This window comes from Myxococcus sp. NMCA1, from assembly GCF_026810205.1.
GTDB lineage: Bacteria > Myxococcota > Myxococcia > Myxococcales > Myxococcaceae > Myxococcus > Myxococcus xanthus_A.
Genome location: NZ_CP113950.1, coordinates 1,726,847 through 1,749,809, shown reverse-complemented (window position 1 = coordinate 1,749,809; position 22,963 = coordinate 1,726,847). Strand labels below are relative to the sequence as shown.

20 protein-coding genes and 3 tRNA genes are annotated in these 22,963 nt (G+C 68.8%); 16 read left to right on the top strand and 7 right to left on the bottom strand.

Annotated elements, in window-relative coordinates:
• Window position 1 precedes the first annotated feature (1 nt).
• A complete protein-coding gene (locus tag OZ403_RS07520) occupies window positions 2-1,093 on the top strand; it encodes an outer membrane protein assembly factor BamB family protein (RefSeq protein ID WP_268783793.1) in 1,092 nt (363 codons plus the stop codon).
• 31 nt (window positions 1,094-1,124) lie between these two features.
• Here the strand turns inward: OZ403_RS07520 and OZ403_RS07515 are convergent, their stop codons facing one another.
• Window positions 1,125-1,589, bottom strand: coding sequence for a hypothetical protein (locus tag OZ403_RS07515; protein ID WP_140853335.1), 465 nt, complete (start codon window positions 1,587-1,589; stop codon window positions 1,125-1,127).
• 215 nt (window positions 1,590-1,804) lie between these two features.
• Entirely contained in the window at window positions 1,805-4,153 is a 2,349-nt protein-coding gene (locus OZ403_RS07510; RefSeq protein ID WP_140853334.1) for an ATP-dependent helicase, read from the bottom strand.
• A gap of 117 nt (window positions 4,154-4,270) precedes the next feature.
• On the opposite strand from OZ403_RS07510, the gene OZ403_RS07505 reads away from it, so the two are divergent.
• From OZ403_RS07505 to OZ403_RS07490, 4 genes are read left to right on the top strand one after another with little or no spacing between them, the layout of a single operon-like run.
• Complete coding sequence (locus OZ403_RS07505) at window positions 4,271-4,756, top strand: PaaI family thioesterase (protein ID WP_140788595.1); 486 nt, start codon at window positions 4,271-4,273, stop codon at window positions 4,754-4,756.
• 3 nt (window positions 4,757-4,759) lie between these two features.
• The gene (locus OZ403_RS07500) at window positions 4,760-5,527 is read left to right on the top strand and encodes an RNA polymerase sigma factor (RefSeq protein WP_140788593.1); all 768 of its coding nucleotides are present in this window, start codon (window positions 4,760-4,762) and stop codon (window positions 5,525-5,527) included.
• On the top strand, window positions 5,520-6,074 hold the full coding sequence (locus OZ403_RS07495) for a zf-HC2 domain-containing protein (RefSeq protein WP_140797532.1): 555 nt from the start codon (window positions 5,520-5,522) through the stop codon (window positions 6,072-6,074). Before OZ403_RS07500 ends, OZ403_RS07495 begins: the two co-directional genes overlap by 8 nt.
• A gap of 11 nt (window positions 6,075-6,085) precedes the next feature.
• Window positions 6,086-7,258, top strand: coding sequence for an AraC family transcriptional regulator (locus OZ403_RS07490; RefSeq protein ID WP_140788589.1), 1,173 nt, complete (start codon window positions 6,086-6,088; stop codon window positions 7,256-7,258).
• Window positions 7,259-7,308: 50 nt separating this feature from the next.
• On the opposite strand, the gene OZ403_RS07485 is transcribed toward OZ403_RS07490, so the two are convergent.
• Both OZ403_RS07485 and OZ403_RS07480 read right to left on the bottom strand, forming a co-directional pair.
• Window positions 7,309-8,496 (bottom strand): hypothetical protein, encoded by a 1,188-nt coding sequence (locus tag OZ403_RS07485; protein WP_268783792.1) that lies wholly within the window; start codon window positions 8,494-8,496, stop codon window positions 7,309-7,311.
• 48 nt (window positions 8,497-8,544) lie between these two features.
• Entirely contained in the window at window positions 8,545-9,213 is a 669-nt protein-coding gene (locus OZ403_RS07480) for an RNA polymerase sigma factor (RefSeq protein WP_140788585.1), read from the bottom strand.
• A 433-nt stretch (window positions 9,214-9,646) separates the two neighbouring features.
• Between OZ403_RS07480 and OZ403_RS07475 the strand changes: the two genes are divergently transcribed.
• The 4 genes from OZ403_RS07475 (at window position 9,647) to OZ403_RS07460 (ending at window position 13,815) form a co-directional block, all read left to right on the top strand.
• A complete protein-coding gene (locus OZ403_RS07475) occupies window positions 9,647-10,354 on the top strand; it encodes a metallophosphoesterase (RefSeq protein WP_268783791.1) in 708 nt (235 codons plus the stop codon).
• Between the two features lie 289 nt (window positions 10,355-10,643).
• Window positions 10,644-12,413 carry a vWA domain-containing protein gene (locus tag OZ403_RS07470; RefSeq protein WP_268783790.1) on the top strand — a complete coding sequence of 590 codons (1,770 nt, stop codon included), beginning with the start codon at window positions 10,644-10,646 and terminating at the stop codon, window positions 12,411-12,413.
• Window positions 12,414-12,443: 30 nt separating this feature from the next.
• Window positions 12,444-13,433, top strand: coding sequence for a hypothetical protein (locus tag OZ403_RS07465; protein WP_268783789.1), 990 nt, complete (start codon window positions 12,444-12,446; stop codon window positions 13,431-13,433).
• Window positions 13,434-13,443: 10 nt separating this feature from the next.
• Complete coding sequence (locus tag OZ403_RS07460; protein ID WP_225888602.1) at window positions 13,444-13,815, top strand: Mov34/MPN/PAD-1 family protein; 372 nt, start codon at window positions 13,444-13,446, stop codon at window positions 13,813-13,815.
• A gap of 4 nt (window positions 13,816-13,819) precedes the next feature.
• Here the strand turns inward: OZ403_RS07460 and OZ403_RS07455 are convergent, their stop codons facing one another.
• From OZ403_RS07455 to nfi, 3 genes are all read right to left on the bottom strand, one after another.
• Complete coding sequence (locus tag OZ403_RS07455) at window positions 13,820-14,326, bottom strand: DUF2267 domain-containing protein (RefSeq protein ID WP_268783788.1); 507 nt, start codon at window positions 14,324-14,326, stop codon at window positions 13,820-13,822.
• A 107-nt stretch (window positions 14,327-14,433) separates the two neighbouring features.
• On the bottom strand, window positions 14,434-16,779 hold the full coding sequence (locus OZ403_RS07450) for a GMC oxidoreductase (protein ID WP_268783787.1): 2,346 nt from the start codon (window positions 16,777-16,779) through the stop codon (window positions 14,434-14,436).
• Window positions 16,780-16,976: 197 nt separating this feature from the next.
• Window positions 16,977-17,684, bottom strand: a complete 708-nt coding sequence (nfi, locus tag OZ403_RS07445; RefSeq protein ID WP_268783786.1) for a deoxyribonuclease V — start codon at window positions 17,682-17,684, stop codon at window positions 16,977-16,979.
• 199 nt (window positions 17,685-17,883) lie between these two features.
• On the opposite strand from nfi, the gene OZ403_RS07440 reads away from it, so the two are divergent.
• The 7 genes from OZ403_RS07440 (at window position 17,884) to OZ403_RS07410 (ending at window position 22,356) form a co-directional block, all read left to right on the top strand.
• Window positions 17,884-19,038, top strand: a complete 1,155-nt coding sequence (locus OZ403_RS07440; protein WP_268783785.1) for a hypothetical protein — start codon at window positions 17,884-17,886, stop codon at window positions 19,036-19,038.
• A 144-nt stretch (window positions 19,039-19,182) separates the two neighbouring features.
• On the top strand, window positions 19,183-20,490 hold the full coding sequence (locus OZ403_RS07435) for a S8 family peptidase (protein ID WP_140788568.1): 1,308 nt from the start codon (window positions 19,183-19,185) through the stop codon (window positions 20,488-20,490).
• A 162-nt stretch (window positions 20,491-20,652) separates the two neighbouring features.
• Complete coding sequence (locus OZ403_RS07430; RefSeq protein ID WP_026113817.1) at window positions 20,653-20,901, top strand: hypothetical protein; 249 nt, start codon at window positions 20,653-20,655, stop codon at window positions 20,899-20,901.
• 9 nt (window positions 20,902-20,910) lie between these two features.
• Window positions 20,911-21,483: a HesA/MoeB/ThiF family protein gene (locus tag OZ403_RS07425; protein ID WP_140797525.1), complete on the top strand. Its 573-nt coding sequence runs from the start codon at window positions 20,911-20,913 to the stop codon at window positions 21,481-21,483.
• A gap of 642 nt (window positions 21,484-22,125) precedes the next feature.
• A tRNA-Pro gene (locus OZ403_RS07420) sits at window positions 22,126-22,200 on the top strand.
• Window positions 22,201-22,206: 6 nt separating this feature from the next.
• Window positions 22,207-22,277: transfer RNA gene (locus OZ403_RS07415), tRNA-Lys, on the top strand.
• A 6-nt stretch (window positions 22,278-22,283) separates the two neighbouring features.
• Window positions 22,284-22,356 (top strand) — tRNA-Asn (locus OZ403_RS07410).
• The last annotated feature ends 607 nt before the right edge of the window (window positions 22,357-22,963 follow it).

Sequence of the window (22,963 nt, the reverse complement as noted above, 5' to 3'; positions counted from 1 at the left end):
CATGTCGTCTCGCGCCTGTCCATGCACGCCCTTGCTGCCCGCCCTGGCGCTGACACTGGTGGCCGTCATGGGGTGCCGGGAACCCGCGACGAGCGACTTCCGCCATTCCACGGACGCCTCGTCCCGCGCGGGACTGGTGGCCCTGAAGGACGGCGTCCTCACCGCCAATGAGGCCGGCACCGTCGTCCGCCTGGAGCGGAGCGGCCGAGTCGCCTGGCGGGCCGCCATGGACCGGGAGGTGGCCACACGCCCTGCCCTGCTGGGAGACAGCGTCATCGCCGGGACGGTGGGCGGAGACCTGGTCCGGCTGACCCTCGCGGATGGCGCGGTACAATGGCGCCTCACCGGAGAGCCCCCCGTCCTTACCGCACCTGTGGCGGATGCGGAGGGGAAATTCGTCTTCCTCGTCGCGCCGGATGGGGCCGTCCGCTCCCTCTTCACGGACACGGGAAAGACGGACTGGGAGCGCCCCCCACCCGGAAAGCCCGAGCCGACGGCCGCGCCCCGCGGATATCCCGTGCCGGTCCTCCAGGACGGCTTGCTGGTGGTGGCGCTCGGTGACGCCGGGCTGATGGCCCTGGCCACCCAGGATGGGGCGAAGCGCTGGCAGCGGAACGTCCAGGACGTGCTGGGGATGACGTTGTGGCAGGACACACTCTACGTGAGCACCCGCCAGGGCCACGTCCTGGCGCTGCGGCTCGGGGACGGCACGTCCCTGTGGGAGCAGGCCCCCGCGGAGGCCCTGAGCAGTCCCCCGTCGCTGGCGCTGGGAACGGTGTGGGTCGGCACGGCTGGGGAGGCCTCCGCGCTCGTCGGCCTGTCCCCTTCGGACGGAAAGGAGGTGGCGCGCGTCACGCTGCCCGACCCGCTCGTCTCGGAGGTGACACCGGTGCGGGAGGACCTGCTTCTGGTGCCCACCAGCGGGCGTCAGGGACGGCTCATCGCGTTGAACACGGCGACCTGGGCACAGGCCTTCTCGGTCCGCGCGGATACGCCGCTGCGCACCCGCCCCGTGGTGCTGGGTGACCAGGTCATCGTCCTGGGCCTGGACGGACGCGTGCTGTCATGGCGGCTGCGCAAGACCGCCCCTTGAGCCGCCCTCCGTCAGGACACCGTCGCGGGACTCACCACGTCCGCAGCGTCGACAGCGAGCGCTCCACGCGGGCGGACAGCACGCCGTAGTCACGCTCGGGCGCGGAGAAGGTGACCAGCACGAAGCCGTCCTTCCTGGGCACAAAGTACACCAGCGTGCGCGAGCCGCCCGTCTGTGAGAATTCGTAGCGCGCCACGGGCCCCGCCGGGAGCGTGCCCTCCGTGTCCTGGAGCAACTTTCCGGGCGCCTTCAACCCCGCCGCCGCCAGCACGGCCTCCGGCCCCGCATCCAGGGCGGGCGCCGCGCCGCGCACCGAGCGCAGCTCCAATCCCCCGTCAAAGCGGGCCAGCGCCGGGGGCCCGGCATCCACAGAGCGCAGGCCCATGCCCGAGGGCGGCTCGTACTGCACACCGAGGTCCTGCGAGGAGAAGCTTCGCGAACAGCCGAAGCCACACCACACCAGCAGGAGGCACCAGGTCAGCGAGGCGAGTCTCACGCGCCGGACTCTGCCACCAGCGCATTCGCCCTGTCAGGCGCGCGGGCTTTCTTTCGTCACTCCCACCACACCCGGCCGGACAGGCCCTACACGCTTAGGACTTCGCTGGTTCGAATCCAGCCCCCTCCGCGAGGAGGGGTAGCCAAGTGGTCGACGGCACCAGCCTTCAAGCTGACAAGTCTCCAAACCGGCTTGTCCACTCGGGTGACCCCTTCTCAGCCCGGTATCAGGAAACGGGCGATGATGCGCTTGAGGCCCACGCCTCCGCCGAACTCCACCGTCACCTTCGCGTTGGGGCCGTTGCCGTCCGCGGACACCACGCGGCCCACGCCGAACTGCTCGTGGCGCACGCGCATGCCGCGCACGTCCCCGCCCACGCCGTCCATGTCCGACGCCTGCGAGTACGAGCGGTCGATGCGCGGCCCGTCGTCCTCATCCCAGGTCCGCTTGCGCGGCGTCGAGGGCACCATGGGTCGAGGCGCTTCGGGGACTTCCTGCTCGCTGATGCCGAACAGCGCCGGCGGCACGTCCCGCAGGAAGCGGCTGGGCGCGTTGTAGCGCAACTCACCGAACAGCGAGCGGCACTGCGCCAGGCTCACGAAGAGCCGCTTTCGCGCACGCGTGAAGCCCACGTAGCAGAGGCGCCGCTCCTCGGCCATCTCCTCCGAGGGCTCCCCATCCGTCGAGGCGACCTCGTTCAGGAACGTGGACTCCGACTTCACCGCGCGCGAGTGCGGAAAGACGTTCTCCTCCATGCCGGTGAGGAAGACGGCGTCGAACTCCAGGCCCTTGGCCGCGTGCAGCGTCATCAGCGCCACCCGGCCCTCGCCCACCTCCGCGTCCGCCTCGCCCACCAGCGAAATCTGCTCCAGGAAGGCCTGCAGCGCCGGCACGTCCGCCGTCAGCGGAGCCGCGTCCACTTCGGGAGGAACGTCGCTGGGGGGATTCGCCGCAGCCGCCACCGCCGCGGCGGCCCGGTTCAGGTCGAACTCCTGCGCCGCGCCCAGGAACTCGCGGAGGTTCTCCGCGCGCGTCTGAGACTCGTCGCTGCCCTCGGCCTGAAGCGTCTCCACCAGCTTCGTCTCGCGCAGCATCTGGTCCACCGCGCCCGCTGCTTCCTCGTTCGTCTGGGCGAAGGCCGTCAGGGACTCCAGCAGGTTGCGGAAGCCCTTGAGCCGCTTCACGGCGGCGCCATTGAGCGAGGGAATCTGCTCCGGCTGGGACAAGGCCTCATAGAGGCTCACGCCGCGCGAGTTGGCGAAGTCCGTCACCCGCTCCACCGTGGTGTCGCCGATGCCACGCGCCGGGATGTTGATGATGCGCAGCAGGTCCGCGTCCGAGCGCGGGTTCACCATCAGCCGCAGATACGCGGAGGCATCCCGCACTTCCGCCCGGTCATAGAAGCTGCGTCCGCTCACCAGGGTGTACGGGACGCGCGCCAGGCGCAGCGCCTCTTCCAGCACGCGGCTCTGCGCATTGGCCCGGTAGAACACCGCCATGCTGGAGAGCTTGATGAAGCCCTCCCGCTGCAGCGCCAGAATCTGCCGCGCCACCTCCTGCCCCTCGGCCCGCTCATCGCGGTTGAGCATCAGGTTGAGCGTCTGGCCCCGCTGGCGCTCGGACCAGAGCTTCTTCTCCATGCGCCGCGTGTTCTTCCGGATGACCTCGTGCGCCGCGTCCAGGATGTTCTGGTCGGAGCGGTAGTTCTGCTCCAGCTTCACCACCTTCGCGCCGGGGTACTGCCGCGGGAAGCCGAGGATGTTGTCCACGTCCGCGCCACGCCACCGGTAGATGGACTGGTCGTCGTCTCCCACCACCACCAGGTTGGCGGAAGGGGGCGGCGCCAGCTGCTTCAGCAGCGCGTACTGCACCGGGTTGGTGTCCTGGAACTCATCCACCATCACGTGATGGAAGCGGCGCCGGTAGTTCTCCAGCACGTCCGGCCGGGTGCGGAACAGCGTCACCAGCAGGAGCAGCAGGTCTCCGAAGTCCACCGCGTTGGCCGCGCGCAGCCGCTCCTGGTAGGCCGCGTACACCTTGCGCACCAGTTGGCCCCGCTCGTCGCCGGGCGCGACCTGCATGTGCTCCGGCAGCCGGGCCGCGTTCTTCTCCTGGTCGATGCGGTGGAGGATTTCGCGCGGCTGCATGGACTCGATGCCCGCCTCGCGCATGGCGCGCTTCACCACGTTGAGCTGGTCCGAGTCGTCGTAGATGACGAAGGAGCGGGTGAGCCCCACGTGCTCCGCCTCGCGGCGGAGAATCTGCGCCGCCGCCGAGTGGAAGGTGCTCACCACCAGCTCGTTCGCCTGGGCCCCCAGCAAGTGCACCAGGCGCTCGCGCATCTCCCGCGCCGCCTTGTTGGTGAAGGTGACGGCCAGGATGCGCCACGGGTAGACGTTGTGGACCTTCACCAGATACGCCACGCGCCGGGTGATGACGCGCGTCTTGCCGCTGCCCGCCCCTGACAGGACGAGCAGGGGGCCGTCACCATGCAACACGGCCTCGCGCTGTGGCGCATTGAGGTCTTCGAGGAGGGCGGATTCGTGTGGGTTCGCGGGAGACATTCGGGAGGGAACCCATGCTTCTAACGTCTTTCCCCCACCAATGGGCGCCCTTCCGCAGTCCCGCCCGGCCGCCCGGCCCCCAAGGCATGTGGTGCGCTTATATAATGGTGCGCCTCCATGTCCGACTCCACGTCCGGCGCCCCTACGAGGCCTTCCCAGGCTGACCTGGACCGTTACGCCGAGCAGTTCTCCCAGAGCCTCACCCTGCGCCTCTTCGGCGCGCAACTCAGCTTCCCGGAAGGCCGGAAGGTGGTCGTCACCATCCCCGAACTTCGGCCCGAACACCGGGGCGGCGCCGGCAGTGCCAGCGCCGTCAACGGAGGCATCCTCGCCGCCCTCTTCGACTACGCCGTGGGCTGCACCGGCGCCCTGGTGGACCCAGGCCGGCGCTGCGCCACCGTGCAGTTGTCCATGAGCTTCGAGCGCGCTGTCACCGGCGACAGTCTGCGCGTGGAGTCTGAAATCGACAGCCAGACGGTGTCCCTCCTCTTCGCCACCGCCCGGGTGTACGACGGTGAAGGCCGTGTGTGCGGCCGCTGCCAGGGCGTGGTGAAGCTCTCCAACCTCCGCTGGGCGTCGGGAGACAGTCCCGCCGTCAACTGACCCTTGCCCACCCCGCCCCACATCTTCCCTGCCCCCATCGATATGTCCGCGCCGGACACACGTTCTGGGGACACTGGGGAGCAGGCGTGCTCCCCGGACGCCTCTGAGCGACGGGAAGACGGCATGAGTGCAGCCGTGCAGGGCCTGCGGATGACGACGCTGCGATTGTCAAAGGAAGCCGACGAGCCGGCCGAGGCGACGGCGCCCGGGGAGGACGAAGCCCTCCTCGCGCGGCGCGCCCTGGCGGGTGAGAGGGCGGCCTGGGACGCGCTGGTCGCACGCCATCACCGGCGGGTCGTGGTATCGCTGCTCGCACGTGGCGTCCGGGTGGACCGGGCGCAAGAGCTGGCCCAGGAGACCTGGGCGCGGCTCATCCAGCAACAGCAGCGCGGGCTGCTGACGGAGCTTCGCCTGCCCAACCTCGCCCTCACCCAGGCGGCCTTCCTGGCCGCGGACGACGCACGACGGGCCCGTCGCGAGTCCATTGCCGGGGCGGTGGATGAACTGCCGGAGCGTCACCACCCGGTGGACCCGTCGGTGTCCGCCGAGCGGCGCCTGCTGTCCGAGGAGCAACTCTCCCGTGCCCATGCCGCGCTGGCGCAGGTGTCTCCCAGCGCACGAAACGTCTTCCTCCTGGCCTGTGACGGCCAGGAACTCCCTCATGCCGAAGTCGCCTCACGCGTTGGCCTGTCGGTCCAGCGCGTGCGGCAAATCCTGTGCGAGGTCCGCAAGAAGCTGCGCACCGCGCTCGAGGAGGAAACCCATGCTTAAGCCCCACCTCACCCGCGACTCCGCGGAGCAGTACATCCTGGGGGCGCTGGCACCAGAGAAGGCCGCGAGCCTTGAGGCACACACGCTGGAATGTGATCCGTGCGCCCGCCTGCTCCAGGAAGAAGCCCTGCTGTCGGAGCAACTCCACGAAGTCGCCAACACCTATGCGCCCGCCGTCCACGTCCTCCGCCCGGCCCGCTGGGAGACTCGACGTCTCACGGCCGGCCTGGCCGGTGCCGCACTGGCCGCGGCGGCGGCCTGGGCCTTCGTCGTGTTGCCCGGTGGACGGCAAACTTCCGACGCGCCCAGGACGCTGGCCCTTCATGTCGAGCCGCCCTCGGTGGAATTGGAGACGGAGGTCGCCGAGCCTCAGTCCATCGTCGTGGCGTGCCCGGACCTGGCCACACAGGCTTCCTGCACCCAGGCGGCCGAGGAGCGTGGGCTGCTCGTCCAATATCCCTGGGGCACGGGTGAAGTCCCGCGCTATGAGGCCCGCACTGGCCTCCCCGAGGGTGCGCTGAGCGCGCGCCGCCCCGTGTCGCTGTGAGGATTCCCGTCATGGACTTCCGGAAGAAACTCGCCGCCCTTCTGCTCGCGCTGGCCTCCACCGGGGCCGGTGCGCAGCCGTCGGAAGGCGCCCAGAAGTTGCCAGTCGGCTGGTATGTGACGGAGAGCGCCCCCAAGCGCTACGAGGCCGGCGTGGACAGCAGCGCCACGTGCGAAGGCAACCGCAGCGCCTACCTCCGCTCGCTGTCGCCGGATGAGAATGGCTACGGCACCTTCATGCAGGCCTTCGGCGCGCACGACTTTCGGGGCAAGCGGCTGCGCTTCTCCGGCGCGCTCCGCATCAAGGACGTGGAGGGCTGGGCTGGCCTATGGATGCGCGTGGAAGGGCCCGACCCGAAGCAGCCCCTGGCCTTCGACAACATGCAGTCGCGCGCCCTGGTGGGCACCGCGGGCTGCAAGCGCTACGACGTGGTGCTGGACGTCCCGAAGGAAGCCACCACCATCATGGCCGGCCTCATCATGAGCGGCACGGGACAGGCCTGGCTGGACGGCGTGCGCTTCGAGATCGTCGACACGTCCGTGCCGGTGACGGACCTGCTGGCCTCACGGCCGGTGGTGGCCGCGGCCGGGCCTTCAGGACTGGAGGACGAACCCGCGCCGGTGGCGAAGAACGACCAACTGCCACTGGGCCGCGTGGGCGACGTCTGGTTCAACCACGGCCGCATCGCCGCGGACAAGCCGTACACCCGGCGCAAGGACGGCGTCTGGGTGAGCATCCTCGGCGAGGAGGTCTACGAGCACGGCATCGCGGTGACGGGCACGCTGGGACAGCGCGCGCTCGAGCTGAAGCTGAAGGCCGGTGGACGGCGCACCCTCATCGAGGGGACGTGGGGTGAGGAGCCCGTCAACATCCAGCTCACGCCAGAGAAGCTCACCATGCGCTGGGGCCGCAACATGCGCGAGATGGCGCGACACCTGGACCCGCAGGTGGGCGCCACGTGCAACCGCTACCAGCGCACCGAGGGCCCCCGGGTGCTGGACCAATTGGACATCTGCGGCGCGGCGCTCGGCACCCGCCCACCCAACGCGCAGCTCATCATCGCCCTCCTGGTGAATGGCTTCAGCCCCACGTTGCCGGCGGGGAGCATTCCCATTCCGCAGCCCCCCGTGCGCAGCCGTCAGGCGCTCGACACGCAGCGGACCGCAATCCCCATGTCACCCTGAGCGCGGAGGGCCCGTGACCACGGGCCCCGGCGTGAAACGGGGACCTCCCGTCAGAAGGCGAAGTCGCGCTCCAGGGTTTCGCTCCCCGCCTGCACGGACAGGTGGGCAGAGCGCGCGCCGGTGGACGACGCGGACGTCAAATCAAAGGCGATGCCCTCCGGCCCATGGGCCGGCTTGAGCGAGGGACGGCCGGGGCTCAGGAACACCGCCGCCGTCACGGTCCGTCCAGTCAGGGGCTGCACCAGCAGGCGCACGCGCTGACGCTCACGCACCAGCACCACGCGAAAGTCGCGGCGCTCATCCAGCACCTCGCGCTGCTCCGGCAGGCGGGCGGCGTGAGCGCGGTGGGAGACAGGCGCGCGCGAGGTGCGCGCGGAGCGGGCCACCGTCCCGTCCTCCTCCATGTCCAGCGCCTCTTCGATGGCCGCCTCGCCCTCGTCCAGCGCCAGCACGGCCTGGGCACACTCGCCGCAGCGCGCCGTGTGCGCATCCAGCCGGGTCCGCTCGTCCTCGGACAGCAGCCCCATGTCGAGGCGCCAGAGGTCGTCCGCGGTGAGGTGCCGGCGGGGAGGCATGTCCACGGGCGCGGCATCCGCCATGTCCGCGCGGCATGCGTCGCATTCCTGAAGGTGGGCCGTCAGCGTCTGGGGAGTCGCCGTCCAGGTGGCGACCAGGTCATCGCAGCCGGCGCGCGCGGAGAACCACCAGGCGGCGTCCTGCTCGGCGGGCTCGAGGAGGTCGCGCTCCTGCCGGCGCTGCGGATTGAGTGGGATGAACCAACGCGCTCGGGGACGGAGTGCTGAGTCCAGACTCTGGAGCGCGGCGAGAAAGCGGTCTCGAAGCTGCGCGGACTCGCCGTCGAGGGCCCCGTGAAAGCCCTCCCAGACGGCCAGGGCGTGTGCGGCGGAGGCGGCCCGGTCGCGAGCGGAAAGTCCCTCCAGCGCGGAGGCCCGCCACATGTCCGCCTCTTCGCCGCCGTCGAGCGCCACCTCGACAGCTTCTTCCGCGGCCCTCAGCAGCACCGGTTGCAGCGACTGCGGCTTCTGCGACTTCAACCAGGCTTCCACCTGAGGTCGACCCAGGCCCCGCAGGGCGGCGTCCACACCTTCGGTCTCCAACCGGGAGCGGCGGCGCAGCAGGTCACCCGCCGCCTCGAGCACTTCACCGGGAGAAGCAGTGCCCGACAGAAGCTGCGAGCGGCGGGCGGAATAGCGGGACAGCGTATCTCCAACAATCATGGGTTCATTCCTCCTGGGTACCCCGGGTGTGGCGGGGAAGGAGGCGGCTCACGCTTCCTCCCCATGCGACTCGCGATGAAGGTCCAGCAGGTAGAGCTTGAGGTAGGCCTGGGCCCGGCTGACGCGCTTGTAGCTGTTCACCACGGTGATGTTCAGGCGCCGGGCACATTCTTCGTGATCCTCGACGTCTTCGTGGTGGTACAGGTCCCAAGCCGAAGCTTCCTTCGGGTGCTCCTGCTGGAGGCGGGCAAATGCCGCCCAATACAGCTCCTGGGCTTCGGCGCGCTCTTCACGCCGCTTCCCGAACTCGACGGCGCGAGCCACCTCGGAGGGTGGCTCTTCCATGGCGTCATCGGGGTCCGAAGGAGGCGCCGCGAGCTCCTCGCGGTGCTTCCGGTAGAAGTCGATGGCCACGTGCTTGACGATGCGCAGGAAGAACGTCTTGGGAGACGCGCTCCGGCCGGGCATCTGCTCCGACACGCCGCGGAACTGGTCCAGACCCCGGTCGATGAACTTCCCGACCGCGTCCTGGAAGAGCTCGTCCGCGTCCGCTGGGGAACCACGGCCGTAGCTCGCCTGAATCTTGCTGATGACGTACCGCGAGGGTCGGGCCCACCGCTGCACCAACGCCCCGAGCGGGCCTCCAACGGGCTCGCCAGTGGCGCGGCGGCGGACCACCTCCGCGAACAATTCGTCATCCGTGAGCTGCTCGTACACCGGAAGGACCTGGGGGCTGCGCCGGGGAAGTCGCCCCGGGATGTTGGGTTACGGGGATGTGGCGCGGCAAGGTACCACGTTGGCATCCGCAGGCAGCCTCCGAGACAAGCAGGGAGCGCCAACCCGGCGGAATCACCGGACAATTGGCACCCGCGAAGTCGGACGAAAGCCGCGTGGCGTTCCTGACGGGATTTATAGAGCAGGCGTCAGGAACCGGGCCCCGGAAAATCACCTGTCAGGAACAGCGGGGGCCCGCGTCTTCGCCCCCATCGCTTTCGAGCGCCCGGCCGAAGCGGCCCTACAAGCCGTGGTTCGACTCCACACATATGCCCCATGGGCATGTGCCGACGGGTGGTCCGTCACTGATCCTGGAATCAGCCAACTGGCTTCTTCACTCGGGCGCTCAACTTTTCCCTTCTTGAGGATTCGCGTCATGTCCCGCCGCACCATCGTCATCGGAGACCTTCACGGCTGTTACGACGAAGCCGTGGAGCTGCTCGACAAGGTGGGCGCGACCTCCAGCGACCGGATCATCTTCGCGGGTGACCTGGTGGACCGCGGCCCGAAGCGCCGCGAGTGCGTGGAGCTGGCCATGCGGCACGAGGCCATCCTCGGCAACCACGAGGAGAAGCACCTCCAGCAGCGCCACCGGGCGGACGAGCGGTTGCATCCCGACCACCTCGAGACGCGCCGGGTGCTCGAACCCGGGTACTACGACTGGATGGCACAGCTGCCTCGCTACCTGCGGCTGCCGGAGCACAACGCCATCGTGGTGCACGCCGGCATGCTGCCGGACATCCCTGTCGAGAAACAGGACCCGTACCACCTGCTCCATGCCCAGTGCATCCGGCCCCCAGCGGCCAAGAGCTACTGGCCATCCAAGGCGCCTGAAGGCTGGACCTTCTGGACGCACCACTGGAAGGGGCCGGAGCGGGTCATCTTCGGCCACACCGTCTTCGACGCGCCGCTCGTCACCGAGCACGCGGTGGGTATCGACACCGGGTGCGTCTACGGACGGTCGCTGACAGCGGTGGTACTCCCTACCTGGGAGCTCGTCTCGGTGCCGGCCCGGAGTACATACCGGGGCGGCAAGGACGTGGCCCGGATTCCGGTCCACGGCGACGTGTCCGTCTTCTCGTAATCAATTTCGCGCCCGGCCGACGGGGCCCAACACGCCATACAGCTGTCGCGGGTTCGAATCCCGCCGGAGCCATTCGTGGCTCCGTAGCTCAGCGGTAGAGCACTGGGACCGTTAATCCAAGAATGGCCTCGTCACTCGGGCGCACCCTTTCCTCCACATTCTGACTTCGCACGGGCCGCCTTCGCTGAAGCGCAAGGCACCCGTGCGTCCACGCGCGGTGCACTCCGCTCGCCTCGTCGCGAGTGGTCCGCCCCGCGCCTGACCCGCGGCACGTCCCAAGGGAGACACCATGATGACCCAGACGCAGAACCCGAACGCGCTGCTGCCCGAGTCGCAGCGCGGTCCCGCCGAGCGCCTGCTGGACCTGGTGCTCGGAGGCTCCGCCCACCTGTGGCACAACCGGCCTGGCCTGGATGTGAATGGCACCTGGCACGCGGCGGCGCACGCCACGCCGTTCCAGCGTGAAAAGGGGCGCCCGGTGAAGCCGGGCCTCTTCGTTCCCGCCGCGGTGAAGCTCTACCGGCAGCTCCTGGACATCTACCGGCTCAACGCCGAGTTGATGGCGCACTTCGCGTCGTACGCGCTGACCCAGACGGACTGGCGCGACCTCAAGGTCGCGACGTGCGCGCTCATGCTGGTGCAGGAGCACGCGGGCCAGCCCGTGCGCGATGAGCAGGGCGGCGTGGCCTTCCACGACGACGACTGGCGGGCCATCGGCGAGGCGATGGTGCTCCACTACGAGCGCAAGTCGACGCGCATGCTCACGCCCAAGGCGGTGCTGCGCGTGGCGGAGCTGCTGGAGCATCCGGAGATCGCTCAACTCAACCGCGATGCGGGCTTTGGTGACCCGGCGTCCCGAAAGGCGCCGCTGGGCCGCTGGAAGCGCGTAGCGTCGAAGTGGCTGGCGGCGCGTGAGGCCAACATGCCCATGCTCCAGGGTCTGGTGAAGGCGGGCTACAAGGAGACGCTGAAGAAGCTGGCGCGCAAGGCCGGCTACAAGCCGCGCGCGCAGGGCTTCTTCGAGGTGCTTGGCTGGAAGCAGAAGCAGTCCGCGCAGGGCCACCGCGAGGTGGGCCTGAATGGGCTGACGCTGGTCAAGCGCGAGCGCTTCGACGGCCTGTCGGAGGCGGAAATCTGCGAGTGGATCGACCTGGAGCGCCTCTCCTACAAGGAGGTCGTGGGCCGGCTGCCGAAGGACGTGGGTCTCACGCCGGCCATCATGGCAGCGCTGTTGCCCTCGCTGTCGGACCGTGACCTGCGGCTGATGACGCCCACGCTCGAGGAGCTGGGCCTGCTGACAGACCCGGCCATCCGCGCGCGTTGGGAGAAGGCGGTGCACACGGCCACGGACCAGCGGGCGCTGAACATCGCGAAGAACGTCCGCAGCGAGGTGCTGCGACGCAAGCTGGAGGAGGCCAGCGACAACGCGGCACGGCAGGCAGTGGCGGAGGCGACGGCGGAGACCGACGTGCGGGTGATGTTCCTCATCGACAAGTCGGGCTCCATGGAGGGGGCCATCGAGAGTTCGAAGGAGGCGCTGTCGCGCATCCTCGCGGGCTTCCCGATGGACAAGCTGCACATCGCCGCGTTCGACACCCTGGGCACGGTGCTGCGTCCAAAGGCCGCCAACCGCATCGCCGTCCAGCACATGCTGGCGGGGCTGCGGGCGTCGGGAGGAACGGTGCACGCGTCCGCGCTGCACGCGTTGCATCGTGACGGCGTTCGCGTGCCGGAGGACGCGAAGCTGGTGGTCATCGTGGTGGGAGACGAGGCCGGAGAGGCAGGCGACCAGTTCGCCCGGGCATTCCGTGACCTCCGTATCCCGGTGTCGGCGATGGCCCTGATGGTGTCGGTGGCACATGCGCGGGGCTCGACGGTTCGAACCTGCGCCGCGCAGCTGCGAGTGCCCTTCAGCGAGGTGAACGTGGACCAGTTCGACGACCCGTACCAAGTCCCCCGGGTGCTCAAGGCGCTGATGGATGCGCCCACGCTGCCCGGAACCGCCCAGTCCGGCTGGGTGGAGCGGGTGATGCGCACGCCGCTGCTGAAGGTGGCGTGAAGCCAACGCAGTGAGGAAAGAGGAGGCGTCGTGGACTACCGGAAGTTCCTCGGGAAGGTGGAGTCGGTGGTGCTGCCGTATCTGGGCGGTGGCACCGTCGATTCCGCCTCGCGACGCCTCCGTGTCACCACCCCGGTCACCCCGGGGTGGTGGCGCTTCGATGTGAAGGGACGAGACGCCACGCCGCGTGAACCCTCCGAGCCTGAGTGCATGGAGGCGCTGCCGCGCGTGCGGGGACATGCCTGGGGACGCCGGCTGGTGCGAGAAGGCGCCGTGGCGGAGCCCCTGGAGTTGATGCCGGAGGAGGAGCCGCCGCGCCTGGCGCCGGTGAGTGCGCGCCGATGGTTTGACGGCGCCCTGCTCTTCGAAGGCGAGGATTTCGAAAGCGAAGCCGAGGGCGCGGCACGCCTCGCGCTGGAGCAGAACCAACCCCTCGCCCACATTCGGGGCGTGAGCGCCCCCCTGCGGGCCGCGTTTGGCTACGCCCTGCTGGAGCGTGTCTCGCGCGACCTGGGCATCCGCTTCGCACCCGCCGAGGTCCGAGGCCGGATACTCGCGGTGGCGGAGGGCGGCCGCGTTCCGGCGGAGGATTGCCTGCGTCGTCTGCACCATGAACGTGAAGCCCAGACGGCACGGACGCAACAGGAGCGAGAGTACGCCGAGCGACGGGCCCGGTCCGCGGAATTGATTGCGGAAGCCCAGCGGCGCATCGCCCGTCTGGAGTCGCGGGGCGTCCGCGGGAATCCGAGGGAGGATGGCATGCAGCGCGCGCAGCAGGCGTTGATGAACGCGGGCGCGCGTCCGCTGGACTTGCGGCGGCTGGCGGGCCAGCGGCTGGAGGTGACGTATGCCTTCATGGGGGAGCGCTTCGTCTCCATCGTCGCGGCGGACTCGCTCCAGGTCCTGGACTCAGGCATCTGCCTGGCCGGTGCGGACGGAGATGTCACGCTGGAGAGCCTACCGTCCGTCATTCGCGAGGCCATTGAAACGGATGTCCTGGTGGTGACCCGGCATGCCTGAGGAGACGGCCATGTCCACACGAGAGGTCTGCCTGCTCATCGGCCACGGCGGCGAAGTGCTGTGGTGCGACGCGTCCGACAGCCCGAATCAACTGCCCGACTCACGCGCCCGCTGGGAAGCCATCTGGCGGCTGCGTGACGTCCTTGAAGAGGTGGCGCACAGCCACCCCGACGGTCCGCTCGGCTTCTCCGCCGAGGATGAGAGCACCATGGCCGCGCTCACCTCCGCGCTCGGGAAGCCCCTGCGCTTCTCCGTCGTGGCGCCCGAGGGCATGGTGGCGCGGCTGCGAGGCCGGGACGTCCTGGTGGCGGCCGAGCCATGGTGGGCGGAGGCGCTTCGCAGCGCCTCTGGCATCCGCCATACCCCCAGCGGCCTCGCTTGAGTCTTCAGACGGTGCGCGTCCAGAGGTCGCGGATGTCCGGCGGAAGCTGGCCCATGACGTCCTCGGACTCCCCTTCGGTTATCTGGTGGCGGACGGCATCCATCACCGCGCGCACCACCGGCTCCACCGCGTCTGGGTGAAGGCTCAGGTCCTCCCCGACCCGACGCAGAAGGTGCTCGCGGTGGAACTTGGGAGGCAGCTCTTCCTCGTGCTTCTCACAGCGGTGCAGCAACATGGTCAGCTTGCGAGGAAGCTGGTCCTCCAGGTCGCTTGCCTCCTCACTGAGGATTCGCTGTTCCAGAGCGCAGAGGACGGACACCGCGGCCTTTTCTGCCACGGCGGGTGACATGCCGCCTCGCTCGCACAGATGATTGATGAAGGCCGTGTACGTCTGGCTGGTGCGTGACTCGTGCCGCAGCCGCCTGCGGACCTCGATGGGTGTATCCCGGCGGCTGGTCTGACGCTCGCTGCCCTGCGGAGCGCCCTTTCCCTGCTCACGGTCATTGGGCATGGGCTGTCCTTCCTTCATGAAATGGCGTGTGCGCCTCACGGTGCCCACGCCATCCATAAGGAGCACGACGCAGCGGCACGAAGTCCGTGCCGCCGCCTCCCCGCTCGCTACGCAGCCTTGCTGCGCACGTACGTCTCGAAGAGTTCCCCGAAGAAGAAACGTCCGAAGCGGGCGAGCGCGGCCAGCCGCTGCACCGTGCCCTGGGCATGGAGCACCCGCAGGGTGGAGAGCTGCACGGCGAAATCCTTGGCGTTCAGCCGCAGGTAACCCCGGGAGATGCAGGGCCCCGAGGCGTTCTCGCCACGGTAGATGGACACCAGGAGCCGCGTGGTATCCACCCACAGGTCCGGACCGTCGTCGTCATGGACGTCCTTGTAGCCGTCGACAAAGAAGCGCTCGCCGGACTCTGAGACCAGCGGAAGTTGGTAGCGCATCCGCCGTCCGCCAGGACGAGCGCCCTCGTGGGTCATCAGGTGCAGCACGCCCTGCTCCACCGTCATCGGACGGGAGGACAACACGGGCGCCACCACGCAGCCCGACAGCTGCATGGGGTGCAGCGGATGCGCGAGCGTCTCCTCCAAGTCCCGTGAGTCCACTGTGACGATGAAGCGAAACGGCGACGTGTCCCTGCGCGCGGGGTCCCCGGCTCGCAGGAAGTCCTCGTCGGCCCCCGCGGAGATGTAGCCGTACATGGTCTCGGTGAACTGCACGGCCAGGGGCTGCGTGGGCCGCGGCCCCGGGGCCTCCGGAACCGGCGCGTAGTCCACGCTCCAACCGTGCCGCCGGGCCATCAGCGCCACGGTGCGCTCCGCCACCGCGGAGATGGTGAGCAGCGGGTTGATGCCCAGCGGCCTCGGAATCACGGAGCCGTCGCTGACGTAGAGGCCCTCGTGGACCTCCGTGCCCTCGGGCCCCGCGAAGACGCGGCCCTCGTGGTCCACCACGCCCTCCTCCGCGCGCTCGCCCATGGCGCACCCGCCCAGGGGATGGGTACACAGAAGCTCGTGGCCGGTGAGCTTGTTCCAGAGCGGGTTGCGCACGAAGGTTCCGCCCAGCGCCTCCGTGGCGCGGCGCAGGCGTTCATCCACCCGCGTGAAGACGGCCTGCCGCCCCGCGCCCGGCCAGTGGACGCGGACCCGGTCGCCCGACAGGCGCAGTTCACCCGCGCCGTCATCATGGGACATCACGAGGAACGTCTGCGTGTTGCGCATGGCCCCGTGGTACGGCCCGCGCACGGCACTGTCCGCGATGCGCGCCAGTTCCCCAACTCGGTCGATGACGCCCCGGTCCGTGTCCTGCCCGGCGATGGCCGACGCAGCGGCGAGCAGCGCCGTCACGGGACGCGCGAGCGCGGCGGGAATCGCGCCGTTCTCGATGATCATCCCGTCTTCCTGCCGCAGCGTGGCCCGGTCATCGATGATACCGCTGATGGTGGGGCCCACGGGCTCGCGCCCCGCGGAGGGCGCCTCGCCCAGACCCACGCCATGGACAGGGACGTCCGTGTTGTAGCCGAACGCCATCACGTCCCCGTTGTTGCTGAAACGCTGGCCCAGACGCCCGGAGAGGGACAGCCCCAGCGCCTTCGAGCGAAGCAGGAGCTCCGCGGTGCCCATGGTCCCTGCCGCGAGGATGACGCGGTCGGCGGTCAACCACAGGTCTGGCGCATCGAAGCGCTCGCGGCCGGCGTTCATCGGCCGGTAGTACACGCGCCACCGGGCACCTTCGCGCGCCAGGTAGCGCACGCCCACCTCGGTGAAGAGCTTCGCCCCATGGCGGTGCGCGTCCGGCAGGTAGTTCATCAGCACGGAGTTCTTCGCGCCGAAGTTGCAGCCCGTCATGCAGTCACCGCACAACGTGCAAGCGCCCTGACGCACCCCCGCGGCGTTGACGCCCTCCTCGAAGGTGACGGCCAGGGGCGGCCGGCGAAAGGTGCCGCCCAGCTTCTCCGCCGATTTCGCCAGCGCCGACAACGTGGCCAGCGGCGGCGCGGACTCCGGATAGGGCAACGGCCGCAGCATGTGCTCGGCCCAGGCGAAGCCGTCCTCCAGCAAGCCGTCCACGTCGACGCGGAACGCGTCCGGCCAACGTGCGTCCAGAAACACCCGAGGGTCCGGCCGCATGGCCACGTTGGCATTGATGAGCGACGTCCCACCCAGGCCGCAGCCCGTGACGACGGATACGTCCCCGCCCCGGTGGAGCTCGAACAAGGCCGTCGGACTGCCCACGTCGGCGGCGGCCTCGGGGTCGAAGTGAACCTGGAACTCGGACATGAACTCGGCGTCCGTGCGCGGGTAGTCACCGGGCAGGAGCTCCCGGCCTCGCTCCAGGACACAGACCTGCTGGCCCGCGCGTGCCAACCGGCTGGCGGTGATGGCCCCTCCATACCCCGAGCCCACCACCACCACGGCGTAATGCGACGCCAGCTCACTCCAAGGTGACGACAACCTCCGCATTGGCGCTCCCAATGACATCTCCCGCCCTGGCCCCAGCCCCTTTTCGCGGCCTGAGGTGCTACCGCCAGTATGGGCTGGCGGGAAGGGCGGCCAGGGAGACAGACGCCCGAGCTGCCGTTCCTTGAGGCCCCAAGCGATGGAGCCACCTCCGGACATAGAGTCGGTTGGGACGGCGGTCAAAATCAGGGGCCGGGCACCTACTCCAGTTCGGCGGCCTCTCCGTCCGCGCGACGGAGTGCGTTGACCAGCCGGTGCGCATACCGCGTGGTCTCCGGCTCGCGGTACTTCGGGCTCACCTTGAGCACCAGCTCCACCGCCGTGGGCAGGTCCATCAGGTGGCCCGGGGACACGTAGACGGGCTGCACGCCCTTGCGCGTGCGCACCGCCATGCCAACGACCTCGCCCCGGTGCATGAGGGGCGCGGTGGAGCCTCTCGCCTCGCCCAGCGGTCCGTGCGTCCCCACCAGCAGGGACTTGGCGCAGCCGATGGAGGGCACGCCGAACAGCAACCCTCCGTGACACGCAATCCCCATGCGCCGGGGATGGGCGGTGCCTTGTCCATCGAAGATGACCACATCGGGGCGCACCGTGAGCCGCTCCCAGGCAGCGGCGATGATGGGCAACTCGCGAAAGGACAGCAGGCCCGGCACGTAGGGAAAGTGCAACGTCACCGCGGCCCCAGACTGGGCCACCGGCGCCAACGTCTCCACGTCCAGGACGACGAACCCACCAAAGCCGGTGTCCTTCCCCTTCTCCGTGGAGATGTCCGCGCCCGCGATGCGCTCCACCTTCAGCCCAGGGGGCGGCCGGAGCACCAGTTGCTCACGCAGCCGGCGCTGCAGCTCCACCGCCTCCGAAGGCGTGACCTCCCACCGGCTCACCTCGGGCTGAAGCGCCATGCACACGCAACCTCCACTGCCAATCTGAAGGCTCTGACCTCAAGGGCAACCCATGACGTCCCTTCAGCGTGGACTGGTGAACTGGCCGCGCCCCTCTGGAACCCGCGACCCTCCACGCGCGAATAGAAACCGCTGAGCCTGTCCTGGCGACCACCGAGCCCACCGGATGACCTTGGCGGACGCGTGCGTGCTCAGCTCTCCGCCCATGCCACGACCCACCCACGCCCGCTTCCGCCGGACGGGCCTTCCCCTTCTGGCGCTCTGTGCATGCCTGGCCGGCACCGCAAGAACGGAGAGCCCGGCAGGTAGCGACCATGCGCCGCCCCGTCCTCCTTCCGCATCCCAGGGACACGGACAGCTCTCCGCACCCGCGCTGGACGCACTGGAACAGCGCATCCTCGGCGAGGGGTGCGAGACGACGTTGCTCGGCGATGCGAAGCGCCGCTTCGTCGAGTCACAGCTCCTCTGCGATGGCCACCTGTCCTTCATCCTCGTTCAGGCGGCGCTGGACGGCCATCCCCTGCCAGACACGCAGCGACGACTGCATGCGCTCCTCGCGGACGCGCTGGGACGGGCCAGGGCCCCCTTCATGCGCGGTGGGACGGACGTCGTCCTGGGCCACGCCCTGCCACGGAGCATCCTCTACCGGGGCTACGTGCTGCTGATGCTCGCGGGCATCGAACGCGCGGGCATGCAGGACGCTGCGTCCACGGCGCTCTTCGATGCCCTGGCCAGCCAGGTCGTGAAGGCGCTCGAACACCAGTTGCTGCTGCCCAGCTTCAGTACCTCCATCTGGCCGTGTGACAGCGCGCCGGCCGCCGCGGCCCTGCTGCTCCATGGCCGGCTGCGAGGCCATGCGCCCTCCGAGGCCGCGGCAGAGCGGCTCATCGCGCGACTGGTGGAACTGTCCGCCCTGCCCTCGGGCTTTCCCACCCAGGTCGACGCGAAGGGACTCGTCGTGGAACGTACGCAACGGGCCACCACGCTCGCGTGGACGGGCGCCTTCCTCGCCATGGCCGCGCATCCCGCCGCGGGAACCTTCACCGCCACCCTGGTGCGGGACTACTGCGCTCGGCCCGCGGGCTCGCTCCTACCGCTGGCGGCCTGCCGGGAGTGGCCTCGCGGAGTGAAGGGGAAGGAGGACTCCGCCAGCGGTCCGCTCGTCTTTGGCGGCTACTCCGTGGGCGCGAGCGCGCTGGCCATCGCCGCGACGCGACTCTCCGACACGCATGGCACGTGGCATGCCCACCTGGTGAACGCGGCACGAGAGATGGGCATCAACGACATCCTGTCGCGCCCCGGGAAACGTCCACTGGAAACAGTCTTGTACGTATGGGGAACCACCATTCGTCCGTGGTAGGTCATGGCCAGACATCGCGCCTTGGAGCGCCATGGCATGTTCAATCACGGACCGCTGGCTCATCCCTCCGGGTTGATTCATGAATAAGCCGTTTTTGATGTACACCCGTTTTACCCATCACAACCAATTTCCTCTGGGTAAAACATGAATCGACACACACTGAAGCTGTTCGTCTCCGTGGGCATGATGTTGCTGATGGGGGCATGCGCATCGCGGCAGGTGCCCTGCAAGGACCGCACGGCCAGCAGGCCCACGATGGGCCAGAAGCAGACCGGCAAGTTCATCACCGTCCGAAAGAAGATTCCGGGTGAGTACATTGTCGTCCTGAAGTCACCCGCACAAAGCCTCGAACAGGTCGAGGTCCAGCAAGCCACGACGAGCCTCACCACGGCGTACGGTGGCACCGCATTCGCGATGTATGAGAATGCGTTGCGTGGTTTCGCGGCCAAGATGACGGAAGCCCAGGCGCGGGCCATGGCGAACGACCCCGCAGTGGACTACGTGCAAGAGAATGGCGTGGTCAAAATCGCCGAAAGCCAGCAGGGGCCCACGTGGGGCATCGACCGGATGGACCAGCGCAAGCTCCCGCTGGACAAGGTCTACACCTTCACCGCGACGGGCCAGGGCGTGCACATCTACATCCTGGACACCGGTGTGCGCTTCTCGCACCGGGAGTTCGGTGGCCGGGCCTCCATCGGCTACGACGCCATTGGCGACAGCATGCGGGGCAATGACTGCAACGGCCACGGGACACACGTCGCGGGCACGGCGGCGGGCGCATCCTACGGCCTGGCCCGCAACGCGATTGTCCATTCCGTCCGCGTGCTGGGCTGTGACGGCTCCGGCGCCACCTCTGGCGTCATTGAGGGCATCGACTGGGTGACCCGGAATCACGTCTCGCCCGCCGTCGCGAACATGAGCCTGGGCAGCGACGAGGACCCGGCGCTCGACGACGCGGTCCGCCGCTCCATCGCCGCGGGGGTCACCTACGTCGTCGCTGCGGGCAACGAGGACAACGACGCCTGCAAGCACTCCCCCGCCCGTGCGCCAGAGGCCATCACCGTTGCCGCCACCGACAGCAAGGACAAGCGCGCCACGTTCTCCAACTGGGGGGACTGCGTGGACGTCTTCGCGCCGGGGAACAAGATCAAGTCCTCCTGGCACTACGGCGACCGCGAGAGCCGGGAGCTGAGCGGCACCTCCATGGCAACCCCTCACGTGACGGGACTGGCCGCGCTGTTCCTCGAGGTAAACCCCATGGCGAAGCCCGAGGCGGTCGCCAATGCGGTGTTCACCAACGCCACCGAGAACACGGTGTCCAACCCGGGCTGGTGCTCGCCCAACCTGATGGCGTACTCGGGCTTCATCACCGCGCTCCCGGGGTTGCCCGTCGTGCAGCTCAAGGACTTCCTTCCCAAGCCCGCAGTGGTCAGCAGCAGCGAGCCGCGGTAGGCGTCTTCCCTGGCAGCCCGGCTTCCCGTGAGGGGAGCCGGGCCCTGTTGGCAACGCCGCCGGCCGATATCGTCAGGCGCCTGCCCCCATCGCCGTCCCGGCGTGAGTCCCACCGGGCGCACCCTCGCGCTCCGCCGGGCGCGTGAGGAGGCGCACACGACGATGGCCACGCTCAACATCACCTACGACGGCATGTCCGCGGACGTCCCGGTGGAGCTGGACGGCCCCGTGCCGGACACCGACATCCGCCGCATCGCGACGGAGCTGGTTCGTTCGGGCGGAGTGCCCGGCCTTCACCTGAGCCAGCTTCGCGACGACGCGTTCGCCCACTTCGTCGTCGACCGGTTCCGGGGCGCGCGGGGTGAGGAGCGCATCTACCTGCGCCCCAAGGTCCCCTTCGGGGCCCGGTGAGACACCGCCATGCGAATCCTCTTCTGTGGCGTGGGCGCCATCGGCTCCACCGCGGCGGTGCTGTGCCGCAACCTGGAGGCCACCCTGGTCTTCGTCGACTTCGACCGGGTCGAGTCCAAGAACCTGCTCGCCCAGGCCTACGTGAAGCCCTCCGTCGGGAAGAACAAGGCTGAGGCGCTCAAGCTCCAACTCCTCAACCTGCACGGGGTGAAGGCGGAGTCCCACGGCGTGCGGCTCACCCGAGACAACGCGGAGGCTCTCTGCGGTGGCGCGGACCTGCTGGTGGACTGCATGGACAACCAGCACAGCCGGCAGGTGCTCATCGACTACGCGCACCAGACGGGAAAGCCGCTTGTCCACGGCGCGGTGAGCGCCGATGGCACCTTCGGGCTGGTGCGATGGGATGAGCGCTTCACCCCGGATGCCGAGGACGCCCAGGGCCAGGCCACCTGCGAAGGAGGCGCACACCTCCCCTTGCTGGGGCTGCTCTCCGCGACACTGGCCCGCGCCATTCAGGACTTCGTGAAGCACGGCACCCGCCGTGATTCGCTGGTGAACCTGAGTTCGGTCCTGTCCCAGTGACTCACGGTCGCATGCGCCGGACTCGGCGCCGATACGCGCCTGGCGTCTCGCTGAAGTGACGCTTGAAGACCTTGGTGAACGCGCGCTGTGAACGCGCGCTCCGTCTCATAGCCGACGTGGTCTGCTCTCCAATTTTCGGACCAGTTGAAGATTGAGAGAGTCCTCGCGGCCGGGAGGTAGGTCGGTCGTTCAGTCGCGCATTCGTGTGATTCCGCGGGGAGCGCCCCGGCGTATATCGGAAGAGCGCTCGAGCGTGCACGCCTCGACTCCGAGCCGACGCAGGACTGAGCGGCCCCGTGTCTCTCACAAGATGCAGCGCCGCGGGCTGTCAGGAGTGAATTTTCAGCGCGTCATTTCACCCAAGAAAGGGGCGTGATGCCATGACGATGACTTCGCAGAAGTTCTTGAAGAGCGCCCAGTATCCCAGCAGCCCGTGGCTCAACATCGACGCGGCCCCGTCTCTTTCTGGCGGTCTCCGCGCGAATTCCAAGAGTCCGCCCGACTCCCGCTGACGCACGCGTACCTGATACGGACGCGGCATGCGCCGCGGAGGCCGGGCTCCCATCAGGGAACCCGGCCTTTTGTCGTTCCGGCCCTGCTGGGTTCGACCCCCAGCGTTCCCAATCACAGCCAACTTCACTTCTGGGTGTAGCTCAGTCTGGCCAGAGCGCACGGTTCGGATCCGTGAGGCCGCAGGTTCAAATCCTGCCACTCAGACACCACGCCTCCGTAGCTCATCGGTAGAGCACCCGCCTCTTAAGCGGGTGGCGAGGGTTCGAATCCCTCCGGAGGTATCGCATTCCCCGGCAGCTCAACTGGCAGAGCACGCGGCTGTTAACCGCGGGGTCGAGGGTTCGAATCCCTCCCGAGGAGCTGAACGAAGGGCCCTACCAACCGGTAGCCCCCTGTGTCAGGAAAGATGTCGCCTCGGCTGGGCAGCAGACATCTGTCCCTCTTCCTTCGTAACCGTCCGGTGGGCGTCGTGCCGGAAGGCTTAATGACGAACGGAACTTGTGCTTGGAGGCATTCTCAAGCACCAAAGGATGGGGTCGGCGGGGTGGACCTGAGTCGTGTTGGGAGAATCAAAGAACGCGGGATTCTGGTCATCGACGCAGCCGCGGACCTGCTGAGCCTGCTGGAGTTGACCGACACCGTGGTAACAGGCGACGCGAACCTCCTGACGGGCGCACTGGCCGACGGCATCGTGAAGGCCGGGGGAGGCCATGTCCTGACCCTCACGGGCAACCGGGGGCCCTCGCACTCCGCGGTGTGCGAGAGGCTGTGCGTCGTGGGTAGCAAAGACGTGCTGGATGAGGCGCGGGCAGAGCCCTTGTGCGATTCGCGCACGGACAGTGGGGAGGAAGCAGGCCATGTCCGAGAAGAGCAACGACGTGGTTGGGCATTTGACGTGAAGCACTTCCCTGGCGTGCAGCACTACCTGCCGCACGCCAGGAGTGTGTTGGCGCTGGCTCGAGAGCGT